This is a genomic window from Massilia terrae (assembly GCF_024753145.1).
Lineage (GTDB): Bacteria > Pseudomonadota > Gammaproteobacteria > Burkholderiales > Burkholderiaceae_D > Telluria > Telluria terrae.
In genome coordinates, this window is record NZ_JANUGU010000007.1 from 131,480 (window position 1) to 154,989 (window position 23,510).

Consider the following 23,510-nt stretch of genomic DNA (forward strand, 5'->3'; position numbering starts at 1 on the left):
CCCATGCAAATGCCGGAAGCGGACGCGACCGGGCTGGACCAGCTCAGCCTTGCGACGGCCGAGGCGGCTTTGCGCGCGCTCGGGTCGGGGCCGGACGGGCTCGATGCGGCCGAGGCCGCGCGGCGGCTGGCGGCGACCGGCCCCAACCAGGTGGCGCAGGATGCCGAACCCTCGCTCCCTGCCGAGCTGTGGGGCCGCGCCCGCAACCCGCTGAACGGCTTGCTGCTGTCGCTCGCTGCCGTCTCGATGCTGCTGGGCGACCTGCGCGCCGCCGCCGTCATCGCCACGATGGTGGTGCTGGCCGTGCTGACCGCCTTTATCCAGGAGCACCGCTCCAACCACGCCGCTGCGCGCCTGCGGGCCATGGTCACCACCACCGCCAGCGTGCGCCGCCGCGGCGCGGATGGCGTGGCCGCGCTGGCCGAGGTGCCGATCGCGGCGCTGGTACCGGGCGACGTGGTGCAGCTGTCGGCGGGCGACATGATCCCGGGCGACCTGCGCCTGCTGGAAGCCAAGGACTTGTTCGTGAACCAGTCCGCGCTTACCGGCGAATCCATGGCGGCCGAGAAATTCGCCGAGCCGGCGGTGCAGCCCGCCCCCTCGCCCTTTGAACTGAGCAATATCTGCTTCATGGGCTCCAACGTCGTCAGCGGCTATGGTGCCGGGGTGCTGGCGCGGACCGGCCGCCACACCAGCTTCGGCGCGCTGGCCCACCAGGTAGCCGGCCAGCGCCCGGCCAGCGCCTTCGACCGCGGCGTCGACCGCTTCACCTGGTTGATGATCCGCTTCATGGCGGTGATGGTGCCGCTGGTGTTCCTGATCAATGGCCTGACCAAGCACGACTGGATCGAAGCGCTGTTCTTCGCGGTCGCGGTAGCGGTCGGCCTGACGCCGGAAATGCTGCCGATGATCGTGACCGTCAACCTGGCCAAGGGCGCGCTGGCGATGGCCAAGGAGCGCGTCATCGTCAAGCGCCTGCACGCGATCCAGGACGTCGGCGCCATGGACGTGCTGTGCACCGACAAGACCGGCACCCTGACGCAGGACCGCATCATCCTGAAGCGCCACCTGGACATCCGCGGCCACGAGTCGGAGCAGGTATTGCAATACGCCTACCTGAACAGCCACTTCCAGTCCGGCCTGAAGAACCTGCTCGACGTGGCGGTGCTCGAACACGTGGACCTGCACGGCAAGCTCGGCATCGACCGCGGCTACGCCAAGGTCGACGAGATTCCCTTCGACTTCGGCCGCAGGCGCCTGTCGGTGATCGTGGCCCAGCCCGACGGCAAGCATGTACTGATCTGCAAGGGCGCCGTCGAGGAGATGTCCGCGGCCTGCACCGAATACGTCATCGGCGCCGAACACGGCATGCTCGATCCCAGCCATTTCGCGGCGGCGCGCACCGAAACCGAGGCGCTGAACGCGGACGGCTTCCGGGTGGTCGCGGTCGGCTACAAGGAAATGCCGCCGGAGCGGACCGTCTATTCGGCCGCCGACGAGGCCGGGCTGACCTTGCTGGGCTACATCGCCTTCCTCGATCCGCCCAAGGAGAGCGCGCGCCGGGCCATCGCGGCGCTGGCCGCGCGCGGCGTGGCCGTGAAAGTCCTGACCGGCGACAATCCGATCGTCGCGCGCAAGGTCTGCCATGACGTCGGGCTGGCAACCGGGGCCGTGCTAAACGGCGCCGACGTCGACGCCATGGACGACCAGGCGCTGGCCGAGGCCGCCACTCGCGCCAAGCTGATCGCCAAGTTGTCGCCGGCCCAGAAGGAACGCATCATCCGCCTGCTGCAAGGCCAGGGGCATGTGGTCGGCTTCCTCGGCGACGGCATCAACGACAGCCCCGCCCTGAAAGCGGCCGATGTCGGCATCTCGGTCGAGAACGCGGTCGACATCGCAAAGGAGACCGCGGACATCATCCTGCTCGAGAAAAGCCTGCTGGTGCTGCACGACGGCGTAGTCGAGGGACGCAAGGTGTTCGGCAACATCAGCAAATACATCCGGATGGGCGCCAGTTCGAATTTCGGCAATATGTTCAGCGTGCTGGGCGCGAGCCTGTTCCTGCCCTTCCTGCCGATGGCGCCGCTGCAGGTGCTGACCAACAACCTGCTCTACGATTTCTCGCAGACTGCCATTCCCACTGACCGCGTCGACGAGGAATACCTGGCGCGGCCGCGCCGCTGGGACATCAGCAGCATCTTCAAGTTCATGATCGTGATGGGGCCGGTCAGCTCCATCTTCGACTACGCTACTTTCGGGATGATGTGGTTCGTGTTCCAGGCCGGCACCAGCCCGGCCCTGTTCCAGACCGGCTGGTTCGTCGAATCGCTGCTGACCCAGACCCTGGTGATCCACATCATCCGCACGGCCAGGCTGCCCTTTGTCGAAAGCCGCGCCAGCCCGGCGCTGCTGGCCACCACGCTGCTGGTGTGCATGGCCGGCATCGCCTTGCCGTATTCCTGGGCCGCGCCGGCGCTGGGCTTGGCCGCGCTGCCGTGGCACTACTGGCCGCTGGTCCTGCTACTGATCGGCGGCTACGCGGTGCTGGCGCAGCTGGTCAAGCTCTGGTTCGTGCGACGGTGGGGGATGTAGCTCGGCGCGCGCACGCTCCGCCCGCTCGAAAGCGTGGTCCAGGTAAGCGCCATACATGCCGGCCACGTCGCCGCCGACGATCGGATCGGCCAGCGCGCGGCCCTGCGCGTCGACCAGCAGCACGGTCGGCGCGGCGCGCACGCCGAACTTGCGGACGACCGCCTCTTGCGTCGATGCGCCATCCAGTCCAGCGACCGGCGCCGCGCTGCCAAGCACGACTTCCCGCACCAGCTTGCCCTCGCGCACCATCGACAGCATATAGCGCTGCCGCACATCCTCGCAGAAGCGGCACCCCGGCAAGGTGAAGAACAGCACCAGCGGACGCTGGCTGCGCGCCGCCTCGCCGCTGTCGGCCTGCCAGTCGGTCAGCGGCGGCACCACCGGCGCGGCCGCCGCAGCTGCCGACACCAGCAACAAGGATAAGCAGGCCAGCCGCCGGTTCATGGGAGCGCGCCGCGCGCGAAGGCGGCGATGTCGTCGACATCCTCGTCCAGCATTTCGCCGGACTCGACCTGGTGGACCGTCCCGTCCCGGCCCAGCACCACCAGCGCCGGCAATCCCTTCGGCTTGCCGATCACGTTTTCCAGCGCGCCCGCATCGAGCAGCACCGGGAACTTCCAGCCGAACCTTGCGGTCCACTGCTTAACCTTGGCGGCCTGTTCCCGGTCGCCATGTTCGATGTTGACGCCGATGACCAGCAGCCGCTGCGCATTGGCCGTGTACAGGCGCTGCAACTGCGGCGCCTCGTGCATGCAGAACGGGCACCAGGTCGCGAACCAGGCCAGCACCACCACCTTGCCCTCCAGCGCCTTGGCCGGGACCTGCGCCGCCGCGGCCAGCGCCGGCAGCGACACCGCCTGCCCTTTCACCGGCAGCGGCGCCGCGTGCACCGCGCACGCCAGCAGCAGGGCCGCAAGGCAGGCTGGCCAGCGGAAGAATCTCACGCCACCAGTCCCGGATTGCCCTGCACGCCGATCAGGCGCGGCGTGTTGACGGCGCGCGCCTGCACCGTCTTCTTGTTGCGCAGCCAGCCGGCCACCACGTCCCACACCGGCTCGCCGCTGGCGCCTTCGGCCACCGGCGCCCAGCCGGCCACCTTGTACTTCTTGTCGGCCTCGACCGGTTTGCCGTTCAGGCGCATGTCCTGGATGCGCGCGCCGATCCGCGCGTTCGGGTCGATCGCATACGTCATGCCGCCCACGCGTACCATATCGCCGCCCTGCTGGTAGTAGGGGTCGGGGTTGAACAGGTTGTCTGCCACGTCTTCCATCACGGTCTTGATGGTGGCGCCCGTCATTTCGGTCAGCGTCGAATACGAATAGGTGGTCGCGGTCTGGTCCATCAGGTCTTCCATCAGGATCGGGCTGCCAGGCAGCAGCGAGGTGCCCCAGCGGAAGCCCGGCGAGAACGCGATCTCGGCGCCCTTCACGTCCAGCAGGGCGTCGACGATCAGCTGGTCGAAGCTGCCGTTGAAGTTGCCGCGACGGTAGAGCGTGCCATCGGTGACGGCCAGCTTCTCGCCCAGCTTCGCTTCGTACGGCGCACGGACCCGCTTGATCAGCGCATCCATCGCCGGATCGGCCGGCAGGAAGCGCGAGAACACCGGCAATAGCTTGTAGCGGAAGTCCGACACCTTCCCGTCGCGCACGTCGAAATCGAGCACGCCGAGGAATTTGCCGTTCGAGCCGGCATTGGTCACCAGCGTCTTGCCGCCGCCATTCGACACGATCACCGGCTGCGGCACGCCGTCATGCGTGTGGCCGCCGAGGATGGCGTCGATGCCGCGCACGCGGCTGGCCATCTTCAGGTCCACGTCCATGCCGTTGTGCGACAGCAGGACCACCACCTTGGCCCCCTTGGCACGCGCCTCGTCCACCATCGCCTGCATGTGCTCTTCCTCGATGCCGAAGCTCCAGTCCGGCGTCATATAGCGCGGGTTGGCGATCGGCGTGTACGGGAAGGCCTGGCCGATCACGGCCACCGGCACCCCGTTCATCTCCTTGATCACATAGGGCGAGAACACCGGATCGCCGAAATCGTTGGTCTTGATGTTTTGCGCGACGAAATCGACCTTGCCCTTGAAGTCCTTGTCGACGATTTCCTTCACGCGCTTGTCGCCCAGCGTCATTTCCCAGTGCGCCGTCATCACGTCCACGCCCAGCGCCAGGCAGGCGTCGACCATGTCCTGGCCTTTGGTCCACAGCGCCGTGGCCGAGCCCTGCCAGGTGTCGCCGCCGTCCAGCAGCAGCGCGCCGGGCCGGCTGGCCTTCATGCGCTTGACCAGGGTGGCGAGGTGGGCGAAACCGCCGACCTTGCCGTAGGTGTGCGCGGCCTTCTCGAAATCGAGGCAGGTGAAGGCATGGGCTTCGGCGCTGCCGCGCGCCAGCCCGGCCTGTTTGAGCAGGTGCTCGCCGACCAGGTGAGGCACCTTGCCAACCGACGGACCGATCCCAAGGTTGACGCTCGGTTCGCGGAAATGGATGGGCCTGAGCTGCGCGTGGCAGTCGGTAAAGTGAAGGAAGTGCACGTTGCCGAAGCGCGGCACATCGTACAGTTGCCCGGCGGACGGCGCCGCCAGCGCACTGGGCGCATCGAGCAACATGCCACCGGCGGCGGCAATCCCCATCACCTGCATGAATTCACGGCGGTTCAGGCCCATTGATACTCCCTTACTTGTTGACCGGCGACTGCGGGTCGAGCAGCAGCGCCATCACGTCTTTCATCTGCTGCTCGGTCAGCACCCCGTTGTGGCCGAAGCGCGGCATGCGCGAGCAAGCGTTGTAGGCCTGGGCGTTGAACAGCTTGGCCCAGGTGTACTTCACGACTTCTTCGCTGTTGCCGCGCAGCTTGCCGTACTGGTAGAGCGAAGGCCCGATATTGCCGAACGAGATCTCTTCCTTCGAGATCTGGTGGCAGGCATAGCAGTTGCCACCGTTCTCCGAGCCGGACTTGTCCGAGGACTGCATGCCGCGCCCGTTCTGGGCGATCTTCTCGCCCGCCTTCCAGTCGCCCATGTATTGGCCGTCGGCCGGATACTTGACCGACTTGAGCTGGGCAGCTTCCAGCTTCTTCGCCTTGGCCGGTGGCAGCGGTTTCTCCGCGCTGCACGCCTGCTGGATCTCGTCGCGATCCGTCACGCGCTCGACCGTGGCCGGGCCCTTGGATTTGAAATCGGACTTGATCAGTCCTACGGCCGCCCGCGACATGTCATCGGCGGCGCACGCAACGCCGGTCGCGAGCATCAGGGCCAGCGCCATCTTCAGCTGTTTCATCGCTTCTCCTTAGCGTTTGAGCGCGGGGCCGTTGTAGACGCCGCCGTTGGCATTACGGGCCAGGAACATCGTCAATGCAGTGATCGCTTCCGAGCCATACATCGGCTCCGGGAAGCGCTGCTGGCGGAAGCAGTCGGCCAGGCGGTGCTGCATGGTGCGCACCTCGCCCTGTGACACGCGGTAAGCCGGCCAGGTGGTGTAGGCGGCCTGCGCGTCCTTGGTCTTGGTCAGGTTCGGCAGGTCCTGCATGCGGATGCGCATCTTGTCGCCGCTGTGGCAGGTTGCGCAGGCGAAGTCGTGCGAGCCGCCGCGGTAGTAGAACAGCTGCTTGCCCAGTTCGTAGGCGCGCTTTTCCTGCGGATGATTCATCGGCACGTTCATCTTGATGCCGCGCGACTGCGCCGTGATGTAGGCCACCATCGGCTCGATGTCGGACGGCTTGTCGGTGGAGCCGAAATGCGCCGCCGTCGCCTGTTCCTCCGTCAGCCCCTGCAGGGTCATGCGGCAATACATCAGGCGCTGCTCCAGGTCCATCACCTTGTTGGTGTCCTTGAAGTAACGTGGCAGCTCGGCATAGGCGCCCTTGAGCACGCCCGGCCCCTTGCCGAGGTCGCATGCTTCGAGCGTCGCCTGCCTGGGGCCGGCCTTGGCCTTCCACAATTCCTCACCCTTCATTTCCCACAGCTCGGCCGGATTGTCGCCGGCCAGCATTTCCCGGTATTTCGCGATCTCGTCGGACTGGTCCTGCGCCAGCGCGAAGGCGGCCACCGCCAGCCCGGCCGCGCCTGCCAACATCATGCTCGTGCGTCTCATCTCTTCTCCTTTGAAGTGAACGGGGCGGTTCTGCGCCACCCTCGCTGCTGCGCTCAGGCCACGACGGTGTCGTCGGTGCGGGTATCGCCGGTGTTGTCCACCCAGCTGATGCTGACCTTGTCGCCCTTCTTGCCCTTGAACTTGAACGACAGGAAGGGATCCTTCGAGACCGAGGTTCCCATCAGGCAGTCGAGCACCACCTGGTCATTGCATTTGCCGACCAGCTTCTGGATGAAGTGGGCCGGGATCACATTGCCGGCCGCGTCCTTGCGCTGGCCGGTTTCCATATCGTGGCGCATCAGGACCTTGACTTCGACGACGTCGCCGCTGGCGCTTGCGCGGATGCGCATTGGGTTACCCATGTTCGTTTCCTCGTGTGAATGTTTAACGAATCAGCCGCCGCAGCCGCCCAGCGTGACCTTGATTTCCTTGCTGGCGATCAGCCACTTGCCATTGGCCTTGACCAGCGCGTGCACGTTCGAGGTGCCGCCCATCTTGATGCGGGTGCTGACCGAGGGCTCGGTGCCTGCCGGCAGCGTGAATGCGGCCGACAGCGGGTTCGGGTTCTTCTCGACCAGGATCGCCATGTATTCGGTGCCTGGCACATTGCTGGTGACCGACACCGGCACCACCGCGCCGTTCTCGGCGATGGCCGGGCCGTTGACCGCGATGTCGGCGCTGACGGCGGCGCCCTCCGCGCCGATCGCCTTCAGGGCGTCGGCCAGGGTCTTGGCGTCGAAGCCGCTGGCGTTCCAGTCGGCCGCCATGGCCGCGTTGGGCTTGATGATACCGGCGCTGATCGCCAGGCCCATCACGGTCGCGATGCGCAACAGTTCGCGTCGTTTCTGATTCATTCCCATCTCCTCCTTGTTATGCCGCTCGCGCGGCGCTGATTCTTTACTTGCCAATTTGTTGCCGTCGTTCCCGCGAAGGCTGGAACCCTCGCTAAAGCACGCGCTTCCTAATCAATTAGCCCCGGCCAAAATCCAGCCGACCAGCTGCTGCACTTCCCCATCCTTCAGCTGCGCCTGCGGCGGCATCGGCATCGCGCCCCAGTTGCCGCTGCCGCCGGCCTTGATCTTGGCGGCCAGCGCCACTGCGGCCTTGGCGTCATCCTTGTAGCGCGCCGCCACTTGCGCGAAGCCGGGGCCGACCAGCTTGTCCTTGATGCCGTGGCAGGCCAGGCAGGCGTTCTGCTGGGCCAGCGCCAGCACCGGCGACGGTCCCTTGGCGGGCGCCGCGGCCGCGGCCGGAGCCGGCGCGCCGGAAGGCAGGCTGGTGTCGACGCCGCGCACCGGGCCGAAAGTACGGTTCTGCTGCGCCACGTTGCCGTGCGCATTGCGCGACACCTCCGGCAAGGTCGAATGCAGCTCGGTCGGTGCGCAGTTCTTCATGCAGGCCACGCTCTTCACGTCCGGCTTGCCCTTCACGTCCCACATGCCATGATTGGTGCTCATGCCGTTGCGGTTGGGCATGCGCTTCTGCACCTCGGCGATGTTCTGGTCGGACAGGGTGAAGTCGTCCGGCACGATCTCGGCGAGGTTGAGGATGTAGGCCAGCACCGAATACACCTCGTCGTTGGACAGCGACTTGGGCGCGTTCCACGGCATCGCGCGGTGGATGTAGTCCCACAGCGTGGACACCGTGGCCACCTTCATGATGGTGGTGCGCTGCGGCTGGCGGTTGGTCTTGAGCGCGGCCACGTGGCCGGTCTTGATGTCGTCCGCCGTGGTGCCGCCGATAATCGGCGTGAACACTTCGTTCGATTCGCCGAAGGTGCCGTGGCAGGAGGCGCAGCGGCCTTCCCACACCGTCATGCCCTTGGCCACCGTACCCGATCCTTTCGGCAGGCCCTTGAAGTCGGGCCGCACATCGATGTCCCAGGCCGCGATTTCCTTCGGCGTGGCCGGGCGGCCGACGTTCGGATGCTCCTGCGCGATGGCGGCGCCGGCCGCGAACAGCAGCGCCAGCAGCAGCTTAGTAGACCTGGACATTGGACACCTCCCCCGAAGCGGCGACTTGCCAGGACTGGATCGCGTTGTTGTGGTAGATCGAGCGGGTGCCGCGCACCGCCCGCAGTTCATTGATCTTCGGCTGCACGTAGCCGGTGTCGTCGATCGCGCGCGACTGCAGCACGCACGGCCCGCCGTCCCACACCCAGTCGATATTGAAGCGCGTCAGACACTTGTTCAGCACCGGGCCTTCCAGCCGCGCGGTGCGCCAGTTGCGCCCGCCGTCGACCGACACATCCACCCGCTTGACCTTGCCGCGGCCCGACCACGCCAGCCCGGTGATGTTGTAGAAGCCCTTGTCCAGCAGGCGCTGGCCGCCGGACGGCGTGGTGATCACCGACTTGCATTCCTGGATCGAGGTGTACTGGCGATACGAGCCATCCGGCATCGCGTCGATGTAGTGCACGGCTTCGTCCTTGGTGGCCCAGGGCTGGTCGCCGACCTTGATGCGGCGCAGCCACTTGACCCACGACACGCCCTGCACGCCCGGCACCACCAGGCGCAGCGGGTAGCCGTTCTCCGGCCGTAGCATCTCGCCGTTCATGCCCCAGGCCACGATCACGTCGTCCAGCGCGCGGGTGATGTCGATGGTGCGCGTCATCGAGGAACCGTCGGCGCCTTCGGCCAGGATGTACTTGCCGTTCTTCTTGTCGTAGCCGCAGTCCTCCAGCAGCACCGACAGCGGCACGCCGGTGAACTCGCTGCAGCTGAGCATGCCGTGCGAGTACTGCACGGTCGGCACCGCCACATTGCCCCACTCCATCGCCGTATTGGCGCCGCATTCGATGAAGTGCATGCGCGACACCGACGGCAGGCGCATCAGGTCGTCCATCGTGTAGACCTTGGGCTGCTTCACCAGGCCATTGATCATCAGGCGGTGCTGGGCCGGATCGATATCCTGCCAGCCCTGGTGGTGACGCTCGAAATGCAGGCCGCTCGGGGTGATGATGCCGAACAGGCCTTGCAGCGGGGCGAAGGCCACCGAAGCCTGCGACACGCGCGTCAGGCCGGGCGACTCGCGCCGCTGCAGGTTGGCTTCGAACCTGGACGGCACGCCGTAGGGATTGGCGGCGACCGGCTTGCCCAGCGTGGTCGAATAGGCCGGCAGGTTCAGGATCGCGGGGTCGCCCTCGCCCACCTGCGCCATCGCCTTGCCCGCCGCGGCCGCGCTCACCGCCGCGCTGGCGGCCATGAAGCTCTTGCGCAGGAAGCCGCGCCGCTGCTGGTCCAGGCCGTCCTGCGTGATCGCCTGCGCCAGCGCGGGATCGACAAAGTTCTCGGGCGCGCGCAGCAGGCGCCCCGGTTTGCTGCTGTCTGTCATCTCGTCTCCACCAATCGTTATGTGCGCATATAACTAAGCAGTCATATGTCTTGTCGTGGCCGCCCCTTGTGCGGCTTTTTCTCTCAGGCTGTTACGCCGGGCACCACCATTCCGCTGCGGCTGGCCATGCGGCCGCACACCATCCGGCACAGCTCCACCGTGCGCTCGTCCTCGATCCGGTAGTACACCTGCGAGCCTTCCTTGCGGCGCGCCAGGATGCGGGCGCGGTACAGCATGTTCAGCTGGCGCGACACATTGGCCTGGGTCGACTCCACTTCGGCCACGATGTCGTTGACGGTGCGCTCGCCCTGGCAGACGGCGTACAGGATCTTCAGGCGCGTCGGCTGGGACAGCAGCGCGAAGTAATGCGAGACGTCCTCGAACAGCTGCTCCAGGGCCTTGCGGTCAGTCGAATCCATGTTTCCTTATCTTCAAATAGGTAGAACGCCGCTCACGGCTTCAGGTAGGCATAGCCCTCGAACTGCAGGTGCGCGGCTTCGGCGACGCCGGACGGCACGATCTTCGCTTCCGGGATCACGCGGCTCTTGTCGATGTGGCGCGCTTCCAGCGTGTTGTTGCACACGTCGAATTGCACGTTGTTGTGCATGACCAGTTCCTGCACCGTGGCGTCGTAGGGATTGCCGTTGGCGTTGGCCGCGCCTTCCAGCAGGAAGTCGATACCGGCGCCATTGGTCACCACGACGATCTTCACGCCGGGCACGGCCTTCAGGTGGTTGCGGATGTTGTTCAGGGCGGTGGTGGCGCGGCTGGCGTCGGTGATGTGGTACACCACCTTTTCCTCGCGCGGGGCGGCGGTGGCGCCCACCGTGGTCCACGCCAACAGGGCCAGCAGCAGCGTGCGGATGATTTTCATGGTCGGTCTCCTCGTTGGCTCAGTGGGTGGACAGGCTCTCGCGCTCCATGCCCAGGTAGGTGTCGTAGGCATTGACGCGGTTGGCCTGCTCGAATGCGGGGTAATCCTTGAAACGGCTCCAGTCGGTGGCCGCGTAGGCCTCGTCGAATGGCGTCATCGCGTTCACCGCCTCGCCCATCGCATGGCGCAGGAAGCGCAGGTAGTCGCGGGTGAAGACGATGTCGTCGGCCGGCTTGCTGGAGGGCGCGCCGTGGCCGGGGATGGCGATGGCCGGATGCATGGACAGCATGGTGTCGAGCGCAGCCAGCCAGCGCTTGCTGTCGGCGGTGCCGACGAAGGGCACGCGGCCGGTCACGAACATGTCGCCGGCGAACAGCACCTTGTCTTCTTCCACGTACAGCATGATGTCTTCGGGCGAATGGGCGCCGCTGGAATCGATCACGCGGAAATGCAGCTTGCCCATCGTGAAGCGCTCCTCGCCGCCGGGCGGCAGTGCCAGCCAGCGGTCGGCCGGCATCAGCTTCGTGTCCGCGTTGACCCAAGGAGCGAGGTCGGTCTTGCGCTGCTCGAAGCGCTTGAGGGTGTCGTCGGAAGCCAGCGACGCCTTGCCGTTGGCGTGGGCCCAGATCTCGGCGCCCTGCGCCTTCAGCGACTGCAGGCCGTAGAAGTGGTCGGCGTGATAGTGGCTGACGATCACGCGGCGGATCGGCTCCTTGCTGATCTTGCGGATCGCGTCGACCATGGCCTGGCCGAGCGCGGGGGTGGCGAGCGCATCGAACACCACCACGCCGTCGCCCGTGACGACGAAGCCGGCATTCGACATGAAGCCCTTGTTGGCCTGGCTGGCCATGCCGGCCGCGCCCTGGAACATCCAGATGTGGGGAGAGATCTTTTGCGGGGTCAGGACGATCGTGTCCGCCGCATGCACGCGGCACACAGACAGCAGCAGGACCAGGAACCCCAGGCAACGGCGCACTTCGTCTCCCCTCGTCGGGCGGCAGCTTGGGCTGCTCGATTGAACATATGACTATATGCGCATATTGCCAAGTTTTAATAATCTATGTCAAGATTTCTTTGTGGCTAGAATTCGCCGCGCGCGCCGCGGTCGAGCATCTTGACCATGGTCGCGCGCATCCGCAGCGCCGAGGCGCGCAGCTCGGGCGGCAGCTTGCGGCCCATGTGGATCAGGATGTCCATGTCGAGCGTGTACAGCCACAGGCCGTCGTCCTTTTCCAACAGCGTGATGCGGCACGGCAGGTAGGCCGCCATGGCCGGGCTGAAGTCGACCATCTGGCGCGCGGTCTCGGGGCTGCAGTAAGAATATACCTTGAGGAAGCGCTGCGGTTTGCCGCTGCGCGCCTCCAGCTCCTTCGACAGCGGCAGCATGCCGACTTCCTTGACGTTGTCCTCGGCGGCGACGCTGGCCAGCGCCTCCTCCACTTCCGCCACCGACACGCCCGGCGCCACCTTGCGCGACCAGGTGGTGGCGGCGGCGATGTCGCCATCGGCGTCGATCCAGCGGTCCCATAAACGATGGGCCTGGGCGCCGGCGCCGTCCTCCAGTTTGGATGCGGTGCGCAGGGTACCGCAGCCGCACAGGCAGGCCGACAGCAGCAACAGGACAAGGGATGGCTTCAGAGACATAAATGCATTCTAGCAAGCGTTCACGGCGGCAGGACAACAATCTATATATTTATAGATTGTTTTAAGATAGAATGTCGAATCATGAAAACCGACCACCAAATCCTCGACCTTGAGGCGATGCAGGAATCGGCCACCCAGGCTTGCGCCCTGCTGAAGACACTCGGCAACCGCGACCGCCTGCTCCTGCTGTGCCAGCTGAGCCAGGGCGAGTACTGCGTCAGCGAACTGGAACAGCAGCTGCAGATCCAGCAGCCCACCCTGTCCCAGCAACTGGCGGTGCTGCGCGAGGAACAGCTGGTCGCCACCCGCCGCGAAGGCAAGCAGATCTTCTACCGGGTCGCCAGCAAGGAAGCGCTGGCGGTGATGCAGGTCTTGTACGAGCAGTTCTGCAAAGGAGCAAAAAAATGACGATCGACTGGATCCACTTTACGCCGTGGACCTCGCTGCTGGGCGGCTTGCTGATCGGCCTCGCCGCGGCCGCCTTCGTGCTGCTGAATGGCCGCATCGCCGGCGTCAGCGGCATCCTCGGCGGGCTGCTGCGTCCCGCGCGCGGCGACCTCGGCTGGCGCATCGCCTTCCTCGCCGGGCTGGCCGGCGCGCCGCTGGTGTACGGGCTGGCGCATGCCTTGCCGCAGGTGACGATCGAGGCCGATACCGGCACCCTGGTCGTGGCCGGGCTGCTGGTCGGCATCGGCACGCGCTACGGTTCCGGCTGCACCAGCGGCCACGGCGTGTGCGGGATCTCGCGACTGTCGCCGCGCTCGCTGGTGGCCACCGCCGCCTTCATGCTGGCCGGCTTCGTCATCGTGTTTGTCGTCCGCCACCTGTTCGGCTAAGGAGAGCAAGATGCAGATTTTTGTTTCGCTGTTGGTCGGGCTGGTGTTCGGCATCGGCCTGATCGTGGCCGGCATGACCGACCCGTCGAAGGTCATCGGCTTCCTCGACCTCGGCGGGCGCTGGGATCCGTCGCTGGCCTTCGTGATGGGCGGCGCGATCCTGGTCGGGCTGGGCGCGTTCCGCCTCGCCGGCCGGCGCGAGCGTTCGATGCTCGGAGAAACGATGCGGCTGCCGGGCGCGACGCGCATCGACCGCCGGCTGGTGCTGGGCAGCCTGGCCTTCGGCGCCGGCTGGGGTTTGGCCGGCTTCTGCCCCGGCCCCGCCCTCGCCTCGCTGCTCACCGGCAGCGGCAAGCCGGTGCTGTTCACGCTGGCGATGCTGGCGGGGATGGGTGTGTTCGAGCTGTTCGAACGCAGCGCGGCCAGCCGCGCGCGGCAGGGAGCCTGAGCATGCCGGGCAGCCTCGGACTTGGCCTGGTGGTCGGCATCATCCTGGCGCTGACCGGCGCCGGCGGCGGCATCCTCGCGGTGCCGCTGCTCATCTTCGGCACCGGCATCGGGGTCGCGCAGGCGGGACCGATCGGGTTGCTGGCGGTGGGCATGGCGGCGGTGCTGGGCGCCCTGCTCGGCCTGCGCGCCGGCGTGGTGCGCTACCGCGCCGCGCTGCTGATCGCCGCCACCGGCATGGTGCTGTCGCCGGCCGGCCTGTGGCTGGCGCGCCGGGTCGACAACCGCTGGCTCGGCATCGTGTTCGCGCTGACCCTGCTGTACGTGGCGGTCATGACTTACCGCCGCGCCGGCGCGCCGGTTGCGGAACGTGTGCAGGTGCCGGTGTGCGTGCGCGACGGCGGCAGCGGCCGCTTCATCTGGACCCGCCCCTGCGCGCGGGCAATGGCGCTGTCGGGCGCGCTGGCCGGGCTGCTGTCGGGCTTGCTGGGCGTGGGCGGCGGTTTCGTGATGGTGCCGGCGCTGCAGCGCTACACCGACCTGCCGATGAAATCCGTGGTCGCCACTTCGCTTGCCGTGATCGCGCTGGTGTCGATGACCGGCGTGGCCGCGACCGCCGTCAGCGGCCACATGGACTGGCAAATCGCCGCGCCGTTTTCGGCCGGCGCGCTGGCGGGCATGCTGGGCGGGCGCGCGATCGCGTCACGCCTCGCGGGACCGCATCTTCAGAAAGGCTTCGCGGCCATCTCGGCGGTGGTCGCGGTCTGCATGATCGGCAAAGCGTTCGCGTAAAGCGTTCAGAGCTCCATCACCATCTCGTGCCAGGCCATGCCGCCGTGGTCGGACGCGGACGGCTTCACGTAGCGGTAGCCGAAGTGTGCGTACAGGTCGACGTGGCGTTCCTTGCACATCAGGTGGATGGTCTGCTTGCCCATCCGGCGCATACGCTCGACGAAGGTGCGCATCAGCAGCGTCGAATAGCCCTTGCCCTGCCAGGCTGGATCGAGCACGACCGACATGACCACGACGTTCGGCGCCGCCGGATCATGGCCGACCAATTCCTTGAACGCCTCGTCCGACATGATCACTTCGTGCGCGCAGCCGCAGTTGATGAAGCCGATGACCTCGCCGCTGAGCTCGATCACGAGGAAACCTTCCGGATACTGGGCGATACGGGTCGCGATCTTCTCGCGCGTGGCGGCCTCGTCGCCCTCGTAGGCGGTGATTTCGATGTGGTAGCAGCGGTCGGTGTCGGACGGCCGGGCTTGGCGGAAGGTGGGAGTGCTCATGGCGGAATGGTCGGCAATGCGGAAAAGAAAAAAGCTCCCGGCGGGAGCTTTTTCCAGATACTGGCGGAGAGGGTGGGATTCGAACCCACGGTACGGTCACCCGTACGCCTGATTTCGAGTCAGGTACATTCGACCACTCTGCCACCTCTCCAGGTATTCGCTTGGTCGTGTGCTCACGAGAAGCGAGATTATAGCAAGGTCTTTTGGTTCTTGGAAGAGCTCGGCAGTACTCAAAAATGGGATTCCCGCGTGCGCGGGAAGTCGGGTCCGGCAGTGCCGGGCACGACGATATCGCTTAGTTGAAGCCTCCGGGTATCAAGCTGCCGGGCTCAGGCGCTCCAGACCACCCATGTACGGCCGCAGCACTTCCGGGATCACCACGCTGCCGTCGGCTTGCTGGTAGTTCTCCAGCACCGCGACCAGGGTGCGGCCGACCGCCAGGCCCGAGCCGTTGAGCGTGTGGACCAGCTCCGGCTTGCCCTGCGCGTTGCGGAAGCGGGCCTGCATGCGGCGCGCCTGGAAGGCTTCGCAGTTCGACAGCGACGAAATCTCGCGGTAGGTGTTCTGCGCCGGCAACCACACTTCGAGGTCGTAGGTCTTGGCGGCGCCAAAGCCCATGTCGCCGGTGCACAGCGCCATCACGCGGTACGGCAGGCCCAGCGATTGCAGGATGAACTCGGCCTGGCCGACCATCTCTTCCAGCGCCGCGTACGACTGCTCCGGCGACACGACTTGCACGAGCTCGACCTTGTCGAACTGGTGCTGGCGGATCATGCCGCGGGTGTCGCGGCCGTAGCTGCCCGCTTCGGAGCGGAAGCAGGGGGTGTGCGCCGTCATCTTGATCGGCAGCGCGTCGGCGGCGACGATCTCGTCGCGCACCAGGTTGGTCAGCGATACTTCCGAGGTCGGGATCAGGTAGAAGTTCTCGCCCTCGCCTTCGACGCCGCCCTTCTTCACCGAGAACAGGTCGGCTTCGAACTTGGGCAGCTGGCCGGTACCGCGCAGCGAATCGGCGTTGACCATGTACGGGGTGTAGCACTCGGCGTAGCCGTGCTTGCCCGTGTGGGTGTCGAGCATGTACTGGGCCAGTGCACGATGCAGGCGCGCCATGCCGCCTTTCATCACCGAGAAGCGCGAGCCGGTCAGCTTGGCGGCGCTGTCAAAATCCAGGCCCAGCTTTTCGCCGATGTCGACGTGGTCCTTGACCTCGAAATCGAAGCTCGGCGGCGTGCCGAATTTGCGCACCTCGACATTGCCGGTTTCGTCCAGCCCCACCGGCACCGATTCGTTCGGCAGGTTGGGGATGGTTTCCATGAAGCGCGCCATTTTCTCCTGCACGTCGGCAAGGCGCACTTCGTTGGCTTTCAGTTCATCGCCCAGGCCGGCCACTTCCGCCATCACGGCCGTGGTGTCTTCGCCTTTGCCCTTGAGCATGCCGATCTGCTTGGACAGCGCATTGCGCTTGCCCTGCAGTTCTTCGGTGCGGGTCTGGATGGCCTTGCGCTCGGCCTCCAGGGCATTGAACCCTGCGACGTCCAGCTGGAACTTGCGGGTGGCAAGGCGGGCTGCGACGTTGTCGATGTCTTTGCGGAGAAGTTGAATGTCGATCATTGTCGGGTTGGCGGGTCTATGTCGAAACCACAATTGTACCAAGCCGACGGAAAAACTCAGGCGAGAATCGACAAGGGCTAGCTCCCTGTCGCCCGCGCGGCATTCAATCAGTTCTGTGCGAGCTTCTCGGCGGCGCTCAGGCGGTGGCCGGTGACGACCACGACCGGCACATTGGTTTCCGCAGCGGCGGCGGCGATCGCGGCGGCCTTGGCGGCGTGCAGGTCCTGGACTTTCTCTGCGGCGAAGCTGGCCGGCACGGCGACAAAGGCAGCGGCGAGGAAGACGGCTTCGAGGTTTTTGCGGACTTTCATGATGTGCTCCTTGGCTTCAGAAGTGGTTCGGTATGGTGCTACTGTACCCACCCACTCCCGCCGCCGCCACCGGCTTGCGACGAAGCGCACAAAACACGGGACGAACTGCAAAAAGCCCGTGTTTAAGCCATTTATGAATCCGCTTGCGCGAGGCCGCTGCGGGCGCCGCCGGGCCCTGCCACCACGGCCAGCAGCGCATCGGTGTCGACCGGCTTGGTCATGTGGCGGTCGAAGCCGGCCGCCAGCGCGCGGGTGCGGTCGTCCGCCTGGCCGTAGCCGGTCAGCGCCACCAGCCGCAGCGGCCGCCCCTGCGCCTGCGCACGCATCTGGGCGGCCAGCGCGTAGCCGTCCATGCCGGGCAGGCCGATGTCGAGGATCGCGAGCGCCGGCCAGAAGCTGCGCAGCTTGTCGAGCGCCGCGGGGCCGTCGAATGCGGTCTCGACTTCGTGGCCGTAGGAACGCAGCAGCTCGGCCAGGGTCATGGCCGCGTCGACGTTGTCGTCCACCACCAGTATCCGGTGGCGGGCCGGCTCCGGCGTGGCGGCCGGCGCCTGGCTGCCGTGCTCCGCATGGGCCGCGGCGCCCGCACCGGGCAGCCGGACCGTGAACGCCGATCCGCTGCCCAGCCCCGCGCTGGCCGCACTCACGGTCCCGCCATGCAGGGCGACCAGGCTGCGCACGATGGTCAGGCCCAGCCCCAGCCCGCCGTGCGAGCGGGCCAGGTTCTGCGGGTTCTGGTAGAACATGTCGAACACGCGTGGCAGCAGGTCCGGCGCAATGCCCTGGCCGCTGTCGTGCACCTCCAGCACCACCTCCTCGCCCTCCTGGCGGCCGAGCACGCGGATGATGCTGCCGCGGTCACTGTATTTGGCGGCGTTGGTCAGCAGGTTGGCGATCACCTGGCTCAGGCGCTGGCGGTCGGCCAGCAGCGGCAGGCCTTCGCGCGGCAGCTCCAGCCGCAGCGGGTGGTTGCGCTCCTCCAGCAGCGGCGCGGTGGTCTCGACCGCCAGCGCCACCGCCTCGTACAGCTCGATCCATTCGCGGCGCAGCTTGATCTTCCCTTCCGCCACGCGGGCGACGTCGAGCAGGTCGTCGACCAGGCCGACCAGGTGGCGCGCCTGGCGCTCGATGATGCCGTGCTCGCGGCGCAGCTTGTCGACGCCGCGCAGGCGCATCACCTCCAGCGCGCTCATGATCGGCGCCAGCGGATTGCGCAGCTCGTGGCCCAGCATTGCCAGGAACTCGTCCTTGGAACGGTTGGCCGCCTCCGCCATGCGGGTGGCCAGCACCGCCTCGGTCACCTCGAACGCGACCACGGCGATGCCGTCGATCCGGCCGACGGCGTCGCGCGTCGGCTGGTACACCACGTCGAAATAGCTCTCCTCCGGCGCCGGCGGATCGCCGCGCACGATGTCTACGCGCACGCCGCGGCCGAGATAGGTCTCGCCGGTCTGGTAGGTGCGGTCGAGCATGGCGAGGATTTCCTGCGACAGCTCGGGCAAGGCTTCGCGCACCGGCCGGTGCAGCAGTTCGCGCTCGCCGACCAGCTTGCGGTATCCCGGGTTGGCCAATTCGTACACGTGCTCCGGGCCGCGCAGCAGCGCGATCGGGGCCGGGACCTGCTCGAACACGGCGTTCATGCGGCGCATGTGGGCCGCCTCGATGTCGTGCAGGCGCGCGCGCAGCAGCAGCGCGTCGACCTTGGCCAGCAGCTCGCGGCTGGAGAACGGCTTTTCCATATAGCCGTCGGCGCCGGCGCGCTCGGCCGCGATACGTTCGTCCTCGCCGGCGCGCGCCGACAGCAGCAGCACTGGCACGCTGGCCAGCTCGCTGTCATGGCGCAGCGCTGCCAGCATCTCGTAGCCGCCCATCACCGGCATCATCACGTCCGACACCACCAGGTCCGGGCGCCAGCCGCGCGCGGCATCGAGCGCCTCGCGGCCATTCACGAAGCCGCGCACCACGTGCAGCGGCGCCAGCAGGCGGGTCAGGTAGTCGCGCATGTCGGCGTTGTCGTCGACGATGAAGACGGTGCCGCGGCGCGCGTGCCCGGAGGCCTGCACATCCGGGCGCCCGGACGACAGCCACAGCTCGGCCTCCTCGACATAGGCCTCGACCAGGCTGTCGGGCGACTGCGCCGGCTTGGGCTCGCACGTCACCTGCTCGTGCGGCAGGTGCGCGTGGCCGAACGGCAGCGTGACGGTGACGGTGGTGCCGTGTCCGAGGCGGCTGGCGATGCCGGCCTCGCCGCCGTGCATCTGGACCAGGTCGCGCACCAGCGCGAGCCCGATGCCGCTGCCTTCGTGCGAACGCGAGCGCGCGCCGTCGACCCGGTGGAAGCGTTCGAACACACGCTGCAGGTTGGCGGCGTCGATGCCGACGCCGGAGTCGCTCACCGTCAGCTCGGCGCGGCCATCGCGCGCGGCAAGGCGCAGCGCGATGCCGCCCTCGAAGGTGAACTTGAAGGCATTCGACAGCAGGTTGAGGACGATCTTTTCCCACATCAGGCGGTCGACGAACACCGGCTCCGGCAGCGGCTCGCATTCGACGGTGAACGCCAGCCCGGCGCGCTCGACGGCGGAGCGGAACACGCTGGCCAGTTCCACCGTCGCCGCGGCCAGGTCGACCGGCTCGAACGCGGCCACCATGCGCCCGGCCTCGATGCGCGAGAAGTCGAGCAGCGCGTTGACCAGCTTGAGCAGGCGCACGCCGTTGCGGCGCACCAGGTCCAGGTGGCGCCGCGTGTCCTTGCGCAGCGCGGGATCGGCCAGCACTTCCTCAAGCGGCCCGAGCATCAGGGTGAGCGGCGTGCGGAATTCGTGGCTGACGTTGCTGAAGAAGGTGGTCTTGGCGCGGTCGATCTCGGCCAGCGCCTCGACCCGCTTGCGCTCGACCTCGTATGCCAGCGCCTCGCTGATGCCGGTCTGGAGCTGGTCCGCCAGCAGGTTGAAAAACGAGAGGTAGCTGTCGTCCAGCGCGCGGTGCGGGCTCGCGCCCGAGATCAGCACCGCGGCCGCGTGTTCATGGCCCGGCACCCGGATCGGCGTCACCACCGCCTGCCGGCATGGCGCGCCCCAGGTCCCGCACGGCAGGCCGGCGTCAGGCGGCGCCGCGACTACCCGCGGTTCGGCCGCGCAGGCCACGTCCAGCACCGGCCACGGCGCCGCTGGATCACCGGGCCGGATCGATGCCGGTGCGGCTGCACTGTCCTGCTCCAGGCCGAACGAGCAGGCCAGGCTGGCGCCACCGCCGGCGCCGATCGCGTACACCAGGCCGAAGGGCACGTCGGCCGGCGCGTCGGCCATCACGGCGGCGAAGGAGTCGCAGGCGTCCAGCAGGTTGTTGGCGCGCGGCGCGCTGGCCAGCTTGCGCAGCTTGTCGATGCGGCGGTGGCCGATCACTTTTTCGGTGGTTTCGATCACCGGCGTGAAGATGCCGCCGATGCCGCCCGATTCGTCCGCGATCGGCGAATAGCTGAACGAGAAGTAGGTCTCCTCGTCGTAGCCGTGGCGGTTCATCAGGAGCAACAGGTCCTCGGCCTTGACCGCCTGCCCGCTGCTGTTGACCGAGTCGAGCATCGGGCCGACCACCGGCCACACGTCGCCCCAGACGTCGCGGCCGACGCCGCCCATCGCGGCCGGGTGCTTGCTGCCGAGGACGGGGATGTATTCGTCGTTGTACAGCATGATGCGGTCCGGTCCCCACCACACCAGGATCGGGAAACGGCAGGCGACGCAGATGCTGAGCGAGGTGCGCAGGCTCTGGGGCCACTGGTCCATCGGCCCCAAGCGGGTGGCGGACCAGTCTTTGGTGCGCAGCAGGCGCGCCGTTTCGCTGTCGCCCTCGACAAGATAGGGCCGTGGTTCCATGCATCCCCCGTGGACAGGTAGCCAGCGGCGTTTTCGTTTCAACTGCCACACACCTTGCTGGAGAAGCAATGGTACATGCAACTTCGCTAAGCGGGTACTTTTTCGCGTTGCGTGTGTTACGTGGGAACGTCGACTGTACCGTGCGGGGGGCTCAGTCCTTGCGGGCCTGCTCGTCCAGCTCGCGCAGCCATTTGAGCTTGTCGCCAATCTTGCCTTCCAGCCCGCGGTCGGTCGGGCGGTACCAGCCCGGCTCGGTGATCCCTTCAGGGAGGTAAGTCTCGCCGGCCGCGTAGGCGTGCGGTTCGTCGTGGGCGTAGCGGTACTCGTGGCCGTAGCCCAGCTCCTTCATCAGCCTGGTCGGCGCATTGCGCAGGTGAACCGGCACCTCGCGCGAGCGGTCGCGCTTCACGAAGGCGCGCGCCTCGTTGTAGGCGTTGTAGCCGGCATTGCTCTTCGGGGCCATGGCCAGGTAGATGACGGCCTGGGCCAGCGCCAGCTCGCCTTCCGGGGAGCCGAGCCGCTCGAAGGTCAGCGCGGCGTCGTTGGCCATCTGCATGGCGCGCGGGTCGGCGATGCCGATGTCTTCCCATGCCATGCGCACGATGCGCCGCGACAGGTATTTGGGATCGGCGCCGCCGTCGAGCATGCGCACCAGCCAGTACAGCGCCGCGTCCGGGTGCGAGCCGCGCACCGACTTGTGCAGCGCCGAGATCTGGTCGTAGAAATTGTCGCCGCCCTTGTCGAAGCGGCGTGCGTTGAGCGTCAGCGCGTTCTCGACGAACTCGCGCGTGATGTGGGTGGTGCCGGAGGCATCGGCCGAAGTCTTGGTCTGCTCCAGCAGGTTGAGGAAGCGGCGCGCGTCGCCGTCCGCGTAGCCGACCAGGGTCGACACGGCCACCTCGTCGAACTGCAGGTGGCCCAGCACCCGCTCCTGCGCGCGCGCCAGCAGCTGGCGCATTTCGTCGTCCGACAGCGCCTTGAGCACGTACACCTGCGAACGCGACAACAGCGCCGAGTTGACCTCGAACGAAGGGTTCTCGGTGGTCGCGCCGATCAGGGTGACGAGGCCGGACTCGACGTGCGGCAGCAGCGCATCCTGCTGGGCCTTGTTGAAGCGGTGGATCTCGTCGATGAACAGGATGGTCTGGCGCCCGGACCCCGTGTAGTGCTGCGCCTGCTCGATGGCGGCGCGGATTTCCTTGACCCCCGAGAGCACGGCGGAGAGCGGGATGAATTCGCAGTCGAAGGCATTGGCGGTGAGGCGCGCCAGCGTGGTCTTGCCCACGCCCGGCGGGCCCCACAGGATCATCGAATGCGGGCGGCCCGACTTGAACACCAGGTTGAGCGGCTTGCCCGGCCCGAGCAGGTGGCTCTGGCCGATCACTTCATCGATCGTGCGCGGGCGCAGCGCCTCCGCCAGTGGCGGCGAGGGCTCGGTTTTGAACAGGTCATCCATGGCGAAGCGGGAGTCTATTGTTGGGCACGCGCGTAGTGTAGCCGATTGACGCGGCGCGTATCGGAGCGCGCGCAAACACGCCATCATCGATTAAGGCATATGATAAAAGGGAGCCCGAGATGACTGGAATGCTTTTCGATACGCTAAAAGCGGTGGATCGGCTAGTCGAAGCAGGTGTGCCGCTGGTTCAGGCACGTGCGCACGCGGCTGTTCTCGCCGACGCGAGCAACTCAGTGAACGCCCACAAGAGCGGCAAATATGCAACGAAGGACGATCTTGCCCTGGCCGTCAACGAGCTGAAGCTTGAGATAGCGAAGCTTCGAAGCGACCAGATGCGGTGGACGCTAACCGTCGTGGTAGCCGCCGGCTTTATTCAGACAGCCCTGATCGTTGGCCTGATTCTAAAACTCCTCCCCTGAAGCGGAAGAGCTTACTGATTAAATACGTCCGCGCCTTTCGGGACATCGAACTTGAAGGCATTCGCGGCCAGCGCCGGGTTGCGCTGGAAGTTCTTGAAGCGCAGCACCGAGGTCTGGCCGAACGTATCCTTCAGCTCCATCGCCTGCGGCGTGCCCTCCTTCAGGCCGATACCGATCTGCTCGAAGGTCGTGTCCTTGTTCTTCGGGACCGCCGTCAGCCATTCCAGCCCGTCACGGGTCCCGCCTTCGGACAGTGTGAAATTCTTCTCCAGGTCGTTACTGCCGAACAGGATGGCGGCTGGGGAGGAACCCAGCGCGTTGCCCAGCTTCTTCACCGTCACCTGGTTCAGGTCCTTGTCGTAGATGTAGAGCTGGTCGCCGTCGGCTTGCAACAGCTGCTCGTAGGGCTTCTGGTATTCCCAGATGAATTTGCCGGGGCGGGCGAACACGAAGGTGCCGGACGAAACGGGCGCGACCTTGCTGTTGGCGGCCTTGCGAACCTGCTGCTGGGTGAATTCGCCGCGGGCGCTTTTGGTGTTGGCGACGAAGGACTTGAATTGGTCGAGGGCGCTGGCTTGCGCGGCGCCGGCTGCGGCGAGCAGCAGGGCGACGAGACCAATCTTCTTCATGTTCATATGGCTTCCTTGGACAGCCCGGGTGGGCTGGCAAAATGGGGTTCCCGCCTTCGCGGGCACGACGTTCTCTATTTTGTACGCGTGTACTCAGCGCTGGCGGTCACCCGTC

At 66.7% G+C, this 23,510-nt stretch carries 25 protein-coding genes and 1 tRNA gene; 6 read left to right on the forward strand and 20 right to left on the reverse strand.

The annotated features are described in order from the left end of the window. The first annotated feature begins 3 nt into the window (after positions 1-3). On the forward strand, positions 4-2,592 hold the full coding sequence (mgtA, locus tag NX778_RS18755) for a magnesium-translocating P-type ATPase (RefSeq protein WP_258813306.1): 2,589 nt from the start codon (positions 4-6) through the stop codon (positions 2,590-2,592). On the opposite strand, the gene NX778_RS18760 is transcribed toward mgtA, so the two are convergent. The 13 genes from NX778_RS18760 to NX778_RS18820 form a co-directional block, all read right to left on the reverse strand. After that, positions 2,521-3,036, reverse strand: coding sequence for a thioredoxin fold domain-containing protein (locus NX778_RS18760; RefSeq protein ID WP_258813307.1), 516 nt, complete (start codon positions 3,034-3,036; stop codon positions 2,521-2,523). The genes mgtA and NX778_RS18760 overlap by 72 nt on opposite strands. Then, positions 3,033-3,536 carry a TlpA family protein disulfide reductase gene (locus tag NX778_RS18765; RefSeq protein ID WP_258813308.1) on the reverse strand — a complete coding sequence of 168 codons (504 nt, stop codon included), beginning with the start codon at positions 3,534-3,536 and terminating at the stop codon, positions 3,033-3,035. Before NX778_RS18765 ends, NX778_RS18760 begins: the two co-directional genes overlap by 4 nt. After that, on the reverse strand, positions 3,533-5,245 hold the full coding sequence (gene soxB / locus NX778_RS18770; RefSeq protein WP_258813464.1) for a thiosulfohydrolase SoxB: 1,713 nt from the start codon (positions 5,243-5,245) through the stop codon (positions 3,533-3,535). The genes NX778_RS18765 and soxB overlap by 4 nt, the downstream gene beginning before the upstream one ends. Before the next feature lie 16 nt (positions 5,246-5,261). Beyond that, a complete protein-coding gene (gene soxX, locus NX778_RS18775; RefSeq protein WP_258813309.1) occupies positions 5,262-5,864 on the reverse strand; it encodes a sulfur oxidation c-type cytochrome SoxX in 603 nt (200 codons plus the stop codon). Between the two features lie 9 nt (positions 5,865-5,873). After that, the gene (gene soxA / locus NX778_RS18780) at positions 5,874-6,677 is read right to left on the reverse strand and encodes a sulfur oxidation c-type cytochrome SoxA (RefSeq protein WP_258813310.1); all 804 of its coding nucleotides are present in this window, start codon (positions 6,675-6,677) and stop codon (positions 5,874-5,876) included. 53 nt (positions 6,678-6,730) lie between these two features. Continuing rightward, positions 6,731-7,039: a thiosulfate oxidation carrier complex protein SoxZ gene (gene soxZ, locus NX778_RS18785; protein ID WP_258813311.1), complete on the reverse strand. Its 309-nt coding sequence runs from the start codon at positions 7,037-7,039 to the stop codon at positions 6,731-6,733. 30 nt (positions 7,040-7,069) lie between these two features. Then, positions 7,070-7,531 (reverse strand): thiosulfate oxidation carrier protein SoxY, encoded by a 462-nt coding sequence (soxY, locus tag NX778_RS18790; RefSeq protein WP_258813312.1) that lies wholly within the window; start codon positions 7,529-7,531, stop codon positions 7,070-7,072. A 111-nt stretch (positions 7,532-7,642) separates the two neighbouring features. Then, positions 7,643-8,671, reverse strand: a complete 1,029-nt coding sequence (locus NX778_RS18795; RefSeq protein WP_258813313.1) for a c-type cytochrome — start codon at positions 8,669-8,671, stop codon at positions 7,643-7,645. After that, on the reverse strand, positions 8,655-10,010 hold the full coding sequence (gene soxC, locus NX778_RS18800) for a sulfite dehydrogenase (protein ID WP_258813314.1): 1,356 nt from the start codon (positions 10,008-10,010) through the stop codon (positions 8,655-8,657). Before soxC ends, NX778_RS18795 begins: the two co-directional genes overlap by 17 nt. Positions 10,011-10,093: 83 nt before the next feature. Continuing rightward, complete coding sequence (locus tag NX778_RS18805; protein WP_258813315.1) at positions 10,094-10,429, reverse strand: ArsR/SmtB family transcription factor; 336 nt, start codon at positions 10,427-10,429, stop codon at positions 10,094-10,096. Between the two features lie 32 nt (positions 10,430-10,461). Beyond that, complete coding sequence (locus NX778_RS18810; RefSeq protein ID WP_258813316.1) at positions 10,462-10,884, reverse strand: DsrE family protein; 423 nt, start codon at positions 10,882-10,884, stop codon at positions 10,462-10,464. A gap of 19 nt (positions 10,885-10,903) precedes the next feature. Continuing rightward, positions 10,904-11,860 carry an MBL fold metallo-hydrolase gene (locus NX778_RS18815; protein ID WP_258813317.1) on the reverse strand — a complete coding sequence of 319 codons (957 nt, stop codon included), beginning with the start codon at positions 11,858-11,860 and terminating at the stop codon, positions 10,904-10,906. Positions 11,861-11,964: 104 nt separating this feature from the next. Beyond that, complete coding sequence (locus NX778_RS18820) at positions 11,965-12,528, reverse strand: DUF302 domain-containing protein (protein ID WP_258813318.1); 564 nt, start codon at positions 12,526-12,528, stop codon at positions 11,965-11,967. Between the two features lie 81 nt (positions 12,529-12,609). Here NX778_RS18820 and NX778_RS18825 point away from each other — a divergent pair, with 81 nt between their 5' ends. From NX778_RS18825 to NX778_RS18840, 4 genes are read left to right on the forward strand one after another with little or no spacing between them, the layout of a single operon-like run. Further along, positions 12,610-12,936, forward strand: coding sequence for an ArsR/SmtB family transcription factor (locus NX778_RS18825; protein WP_258813319.1), 327 nt, complete (start codon positions 12,610-12,612; stop codon positions 12,934-12,936). Further along, complete coding sequence (locus tag NX778_RS18830; protein WP_258813320.1) at positions 12,933-13,364, forward strand: YeeE/YedE family protein; 432 nt, start codon at positions 12,933-12,935, stop codon at positions 13,362-13,364. The genes NX778_RS18825 and NX778_RS18830 overlap by 4 nt, the downstream gene beginning before the upstream one ends. Before the next feature lie 10 nt (positions 13,365-13,374). After that, positions 13,375-13,812 carry a YeeE/YedE family protein gene (locus NX778_RS18835; RefSeq protein WP_258813321.1) on the forward strand — a complete coding sequence of 146 codons (438 nt, stop codon included), beginning with the start codon at positions 13,375-13,377 and terminating at the stop codon, positions 13,810-13,812. Between the two features lie 2 nt (positions 13,813-13,814). Continuing rightward, positions 13,815-14,603 (forward strand): sulfite exporter TauE/SafE family protein, encoded by a 789-nt coding sequence (locus NX778_RS18840; RefSeq protein ID WP_258813322.1) that lies wholly within the window; start codon positions 13,815-13,817, stop codon positions 14,601-14,603. Between the two features lie 5 nt (positions 14,604-14,608). Here the strand turns inward: NX778_RS18840 and NX778_RS18845 are convergent, their stop codons facing one another. From NX778_RS18845 to NX778_RS18870, 6 genes are all read right to left on the reverse strand, one after another. Then, positions 14,609-15,100, reverse strand: coding sequence for a GNAT family N-acetyltransferase (locus NX778_RS18845; RefSeq protein WP_258813323.1), 492 nt, complete (start codon positions 15,098-15,100; stop codon positions 14,609-14,611). Positions 15,101-15,161: 61 nt separating this feature from the next. Beyond that, positions 15,162-15,251: transfer RNA gene (locus NX778_RS18850), tRNA-Ser, on the reverse strand. Between the two features lie 164 nt (positions 15,252-15,415). Next, entirely contained in the window at positions 15,416-16,711 is a 1,296-nt protein-coding gene (serS, locus tag NX778_RS18855) for a serine--tRNA ligase (RefSeq protein WP_258813324.1), read from the reverse strand. Positions 16,712-16,818: 107 nt separating this feature from the next. Next, positions 16,819-17,022, reverse strand: a complete 204-nt coding sequence (locus NX778_RS18860) for a hypothetical protein (RefSeq protein ID WP_258813325.1) — start codon at positions 17,020-17,022, stop codon at positions 16,819-16,821. Positions 17,023-17,153: 131 nt separating this feature from the next. Continuing rightward, positions 17,154-20,891, reverse strand: coding sequence for an ATP-binding protein (locus NX778_RS18865; RefSeq protein ID WP_258813326.1), 3,738 nt, complete (start codon positions 20,889-20,891; stop codon positions 17,154-17,156). 151 nt (positions 20,892-21,042) lie between these two features. Next, positions 21,043-22,347: a replication-associated recombination protein A gene (locus NX778_RS18870; protein WP_258813327.1), complete on the reverse strand. Its 1,305-nt coding sequence runs from the start codon at positions 22,345-22,347 to the stop codon at positions 21,043-21,045. A 119-nt stretch (positions 22,348-22,466) separates the two neighbouring features. Here NX778_RS18870 and NX778_RS18875 point away from each other — a divergent pair, with 119 nt between their 5' ends. Continuing rightward, positions 22,467-22,766, forward strand: coding sequence for a CCDC90 family protein (locus NX778_RS18875; RefSeq protein ID WP_258813328.1), 300 nt, complete (start codon positions 22,467-22,469; stop codon positions 22,764-22,766). Between the two features lie 11 nt (positions 22,767-22,777). Here the strand turns inward: NX778_RS18875 and lolA are convergent, their stop codons facing one another. Further along, on the reverse strand, positions 22,778-23,401 hold the full coding sequence (gene lolA, locus NX778_RS18880; RefSeq protein ID WP_258813329.1) for an outer membrane lipoprotein chaperone LolA: 624 nt from the start codon (positions 23,399-23,401) through the stop codon (positions 22,778-22,780). Between the last annotated feature and the right edge of the window lie 109 nt (positions 23,402-23,510).